This window comes from Methanomicrobium sp., from assembly GCF_055145805.1.
Map to the genome: position 1 here is coordinate 1 of NZ_JBSREC010000003.1, position 5,625 is coordinate 5,625.

At 38.8% G+C, this 5,625-nt stretch carries 7 protein-coding genes; 4 read left to right on the plus strand and 3 right to left on the minus strand.

Annotated features, from left to right (window positions below):
- From ACTB1O_RS00145 to ACTB1O_RS00155, 3 genes are all read left to right on the plus strand, one after another.
- A partial coding sequence (locus ACTB1O_RS00145) for an N-acetyltransferase family protein (protein WP_462993111.1) occupies positions 1-194 on the plus strand: 194 nt, incomplete at its 5' end.
- A gap of 76 nt (positions 195-270) precedes the next feature.
- Positions 271-1,245, plus strand: a complete 975-nt coding sequence (locus ACTB1O_RS00150) for a DNA adenine methylase (protein WP_462993112.1) — start codon at positions 271-273, stop codon at positions 1,243-1,245.
- Positions 1,242-1,883 (plus strand): YczE/YyaS/YitT family protein, encoded by a 642-nt coding sequence (locus ACTB1O_RS00155; RefSeq protein ID WP_462993113.1) that lies wholly within the window; start codon positions 1,242-1,244, stop codon positions 1,881-1,883. Before ACTB1O_RS00150 ends, ACTB1O_RS00155 begins: the two co-directional genes overlap by 4 nt.
- Positions 1,884-1,980: 97 nt before the next feature.
- Here ACTB1O_RS00155 and ACTB1O_RS00160 read toward each other — a convergent pair whose 3' ends face one another.
- From ACTB1O_RS00160 to ACTB1O_RS00170, 3 genes are read right to left on the minus strand one after another with little or no spacing between them, the layout of a single operon-like run.
- The gene (locus ACTB1O_RS00160) at positions 1,981-2,832 is read right to left on the minus strand and encodes a Rossmann-like domain-containing protein (protein ID WP_462993114.1); all 852 of its coding nucleotides are present in this window, start codon (positions 2,830-2,832) and stop codon (positions 1,981-1,983) included.
- Positions 2,833-2,851: 19 nt separating this feature from the next.
- Complete coding sequence (locus tag ACTB1O_RS00165; RefSeq protein WP_462993115.1) at positions 2,852-3,946, minus strand: methyltransferase; 1,095 nt, start codon at positions 3,944-3,946, stop codon at positions 2,852-2,854.
- Between the two features lie 9 nt (positions 3,947-3,955).
- Positions 3,956-5,032 (minus strand): ABC transporter substrate-binding protein, encoded by a 1,077-nt coding sequence (locus ACTB1O_RS00170; protein WP_462993116.1) that lies wholly within the window; start codon positions 5,030-5,032, stop codon positions 3,956-3,958.
- A 344-nt stretch (positions 5,033-5,376) separates the two neighbouring features.
- Here ACTB1O_RS00170 and ACTB1O_RS00175 point away from each other — a divergent pair.
- A partial coding sequence (locus ACTB1O_RS00175) for an AAA family ATPase (protein ID WP_462993117.1) occupies positions 5,377-5,625 on the plus strand: 249 nt, incomplete at its 3' end.

Below are 5,625 nucleotides of genomic sequence, written 5' to 3' on the forward strand. Positions count from 1 at the left end.
AGGAGTTCAGAAAGAGAGGAATCGGAAAGATGCTCTTTGATTTCTGCCGCAATGAGGCAAAAAGAAGAGGCTGCGGAAGGATTGACTGGACGGTTTTAACATGGAATGAGCCCTCGATAAAGTTTTATGAAAAACAGGGCGCAGAGAGGCAGGACTGGTATTTATACAGGCTGGATGAGGATAAGTTTGTTTAAATTGCTGTACCGGTAAGAAATCGCAAAGTAATTTGTATAGTAAACCTAAAGAAAATCTCGGTTATTGGAATTTTACATGGTTACCAGCAGAAAAAATATTGGGGAATGCCCTTTTTTGAAATGGGCGGGCGGAAAATCGCAGATACTTCCTGAGCTTGAAAAGAGGTTTCCTAGAGAGCTTACCGGAGATAACAAAGGCTTTATAAAAGGCTCCGTTAAAAACGGGGGGATATCCCGTTTTATTGAGCCTTTTATCGGTGGAGGTGCGGTCTATTTCAGGGTAAACAGCAGATACCGCCCTTCTGAGTGCCATATTTTTGACATAAATGAGGAGCTTGTCCTCTGTTACCGTGTGATTAAAGAGTCAGTCGAAGAGCTCATTGAAATTCTTGAAAATTTTGAAGACGAATACATCCCTCTTGAGAGTCTGGGCAGAAAGGAATACTATTACAAGATCAGATCGACCTTCAATGAGCAAAGGGCAGGATTTGACTATTCATCAACGGATGTAAAGGCTGTATTCCGAGTTGCAAAACTGATATTTTTGAACCGGACATGTTTTAATGGCCTTTACCGGGTGAACTCAAAGGGGGGATTTAATGTACCGATCGGGCAGTACAAAAATCCGAAAATTGCGATAAAAAATACTCTAATTCCGGCATCTTATGCACTTGAAAACACTGAAATTCACCATGATGACTTTGAATCTGCAGCATGTCTTGTCGATGAGAACACATTTTTATATTTTGATCCCCCGTACCGGCCGATAAACAAAACGTCAAAATTTAACAGCTATGCAAAGGACGGCTTTTTTGATTCCGATCAAAGAAGGCTTGCAGCGTTTTTCAGGGAATGCGATGAGAAATCCGCTAAAGTGATGCTGAGCAACTCTGACCCGAAGAACACAGATCCTGACGACAACTTCTTTGACGATCTCTATTCCGGTTTCAACATAGAAAGAGTGCCAGCAAGGAGAAACATCAATTCAAAAGGGAACGCCAGAGGGGAGATCAACGAGATTGTTGTCACTAACTATGAGACCGCAAAATGAGCCTGAAATTAGTTCATAGATCGGTTTTAATGACAATTGGTCTTTTTATAATGACATTTGGTGTTGCCCTCTCAACGAAAGCAGATCTGGGGACGACTCCGGTTTCCTGCATCCCTTATGTTTTGAGTCTTTCCTTTCCCTTAACGATGGGCACCTGGACTTTTATTATGAATGTGCTGTTTGTGGGAATACAGTACTTTCTGCTTAAAAGTGAATTTCAGTCATATCAGTGGTCACAGATACCGGTAATTTTTGTGTTCAGCGCATTTATTGACATTAATATGTATCTGGTTTCAGGTCTTTTGATATCCGGTTATCTGATACAGTGGATATTCTGTCTTTTAAGTTTTGTTTTCATTGCAATCGGAATCAGCCTGCTTTTAAAGGCAAATCTGATTATGATGGCAGGTGAGGCGCTTGTCCTTGTTATATCTCATGTAATTCACGCGGAATACGGGAGAATAAAAATATTTTTTGACTCGGCAATGGTTCTGGGGGCTGTAATTTTGTCATTTTCATTATTGGGAGGTCTCGAAGGCGTACGCGAGGGAACAGTAGCAGCAGCCCTGTGTGTCGGCATGATTGTACGCTTCATCATTCGGTTGCCCGGATTTAGTGCAAAGCCGCATGAGACGTGATTTTGGGTTTTATAGATTCCATATTCATGGGCAAGCCCGGTGAGATGCCGGATAAAAGTTTAAAATTTTTTTGCAACATCTGCAAAAGTATAAAAAATTAATTTATTTTTTTTGTAAAAACAACCCTGTCTGCTGATTTTTCAAAGAAATGATAGCCTGATCCCCCTTCTGCAATTACATCCAGAATTTCATCAGGCTTTGTAACTATATCTCCACCGAGAATATCAACACCTCTTCTAAAGAAAGCTTCTGGTAGCATGCTTGCGGTCGGTCCCATAACTATTATACGTGTTTTTTCACCGGCCAGTTTGAGTAAATTATCAAGTGTACTATTAATCAGGGTTGTTCCTGTAATTACCAGAAGACTGGCCTTTGGAACACATTCGTCTGTTCTTTCTGAGGGAATATAATACGGCATTTCATCGGGCTTGAGTGTTCTTGGATCTTTTTCTATAACATTAAACGGTTTTCCTCTTTTCTTCAGAACTTTTAGGAGGGGAGCAAGAGCTCCTATAACAACAACAAAGTCATCATCATAAACCTTGACAGTGTCCATCGCATCAATGCCTTTTGTTATCTCATAGTCCTGTGGTGGATATTCTCTCCAGCAGGTCTGTGAAAGGGCATTTATCACTGCTATGCCGAGAGCTTTTTTTATGGGTTTATCAGACAGGGCATAGTCAAAATATGATTCAAGTGGTATTTTAGTAAGTGATCCAGATGTTGGCATTGCTCTTGCCGAACTCGGGCAGCAGACAGCCTCGGGTATAGCCTTTACAGGCGTATAACACAGACCGCCGTCTCCGGTGTTTAGCTTAACCCCGGTAAAGAATATGCCGATAACTACTCTTTCCACTGAAATTCCGTTAAGTTTTTCACCGAGTTTTTTCCTGATATTTTCTATTGTTTCTTTTAGAATCGCATCTTTTTCCTGATCAACAGTTTTCAATTAAATCTCCTCCATATATTCATGACATTTTGCACTTGCAGCACATCTCTTCCGCATCTTTTTCCGGCTGAATTGTAGAACCTGTAAATACCGATAAATAAAGTGTTGAATCTCCGTATGCAGTGGGTATTCTGTCAGTTCCGATTATCTCAAAGCCTGTTTCTTTTAAAAAATCCTCAAATAAATCAGTGTGGCATAGGGGATGGCCAAAACTGATAAGTGATTTTTCGAGATCATTTATTGCACATCCTGTTTCAGGAATGCACCCCGGACTGCAGAACCAGTGATTAAGAACCAAAAGACCGCCAGTTTTAATAGATTCAGAGACTTTTTTCAGGATATCAGGCAGTTCATTTCTGAATTTATAAAGAAGATGGGACATTAAAACAATATCATAGTCTTTTCCCGTTATTTCAATAGTCATATCTCCGGCAACAGCTGATACCCTGTCCTCCATATCGTAACTTTTTATGTACTTTGATGTTAGTCCGGTTACATGAGGTTTGTCGAAGACTACAGCATTCAGATCCGGATTTTTCTGGCATAAGGAGATGGAATAAAGACCATGCCCTCCCCCTATGTCAAGCAGTTCTCTTGCATCTTTAAAACCGTCCCATTCTGAGATTCTGGCTGCAACCGCCTGAAATTCTCCACGAATTCCTCTCTGGGCAATATTATTTAAATGTCTTTCAGATGGTCCTTCTTCAAACCCTGCAATTCTTTCTTTTTGCTCTTTTATGTTTTCTGAAAGATTTTTCCATTTCGATGAATCATCTTTTAGTGAGAGTATTAGATCTCCCTGATAGAAAGTGCTCTTTGATAAAAGAAACTGATTTGAAAGATCTGTATTGGAATACAATCCTTCATTTTCTGATACAAGTTCCATGTCTTCAAGTGTAGCCAGAAAGCATCTTGTAAACATCCCATTGTAATTTAAGGATTTGGTAATCGTTTCCTTGTCTGCCGGACCGTTTTCATAAAGCCACTCAAAGATTTTTGTTTCAAGTGCCGTTGAAAGGACTGAGTAATATTTATACCCATTAATTATCTCATCAATTTTTCCAATCTCTTCACTGATTTTGAGATCAATGATGTTCTCTTTATTCCTGCTCATTTCAATCACCTAATTTTTGCAGGATAAGCATACTTCAGGATTCATAATATGCTCAATTTCATCATCTGTCAGGTTATATCCGTAAAATTCGTTGTAAAACGATCTTGTTTCGTTTTCAATGCTGACATCCTCAAATTTATCAGGATAGAGAGTCTTTGCAAGCCACATAATTCCAAGAGGAGTTTCAGGTGACGGTCTGTCCCACCAGAATGTTCCAATCGGGCATTCATAGAGTTCATTATCTTCAACGGCTTTTATACTCATGAGCTGGGGATTATTTTTCACATCTTCGATTGGTATATAAGACCCCTCGTTGCTGCTTATTATGATAACATCCGGATTCCAGTTGCAAAGCTCTTCTAAATTGATGTCTCTTAATGTCTCATTCTCAGCAACATTAATTCCGCCTGCGGCTGTGATAAACTCCTGTCCCCACCAGTTTCCTCCGTTTGTATGAATGGTATGACCGAGCATGTAATACACAGTCTTCTTCTGATCTTCAGGTATCAATGAAACTCTTTCCTGAATCATATTGAGTTTCTCGTTCCAGTAAGATACGAGTTCTGATGCTTCATCCTCTTTTCCAAGGACTTCTCCCATCATCTCAAATTCAAGAGGAAGTTTTTCCAGTGTGGCTTTTCCGGTAAGAACAGTGATTACGGGAATGCCGGTATTTTCTATCATTGCATTTCCGTCATTTGATGTAACACTGGCAATCACAATGTCAGGATTCAGCCTCATTATCTCTTCCACATTGACATCGTTAAAAGAGCCTGTGTCTGTAGTTTCACTGTACTGCGGTATGATTGTCAGAAGATTGTCCGATAAACACTTGTCTGGCTGACCTATAACCAAATTCTCAGCTCCAAGAACTGCAAGTTCATTACTTGCACCTCCACAGCAGGTGATTATCACACTCCTGACTTCTGAAGGAATTGCAACATCTTTGCCGGACATATCAGTTATGATTTTTGAACCTGTATTGTTGTTGGCCGGTTCAGAATTCGCCATAATTAATCCGGAACCCAATGCAACAACTATTATCACCAGTATTAAAGCTATACCAATAATTTTATTTTTGTCCATAGTATCACTGTGAAAATAGTCTAAAATATACCCCATATATACCATTGGTTATTTACATATATTTGTTAACTATATTTAGTTTACAAAAATTTGTAAAATTTATTTTTTCCAGAAGTTATGTAGTTTCCCACAAAAATTTGAAACAGTTTTAAGAATCCGGATGCTACAAAATGTAGCAAAAATCAAATCGGTTTTCCTGACTAAAATTTGAAAAAAATGTTTTGGATAACTTAGATCTTCTCAAATTTATTTGGTCAAAATTGCAAACTTAGGATATATCAATTAAATCGCATTTTTGGGGAATAAGTTTTAAGTATATTAGTTGAGTATTGAGTAGTATACTTATGTATCAACAAAAACCAAAATTTGTTAATCGGACAGGCGAACTGGAGTTTTTAAACAGACATTATAATTCTGAAAATCCGGAATTCATTATTATATATGGCAGAAGAAGGGTGGGCAAAACAACTCTTATCTTCAGATTTTTACAGGATAATCCCGGTTTTTATTTTATGGCCTCAGAAGAGGGAAGAACGGGAAACATTCGTGACTTTGCTGATGTTGCCGGAAATTATCTCAATGACCCTGATTTT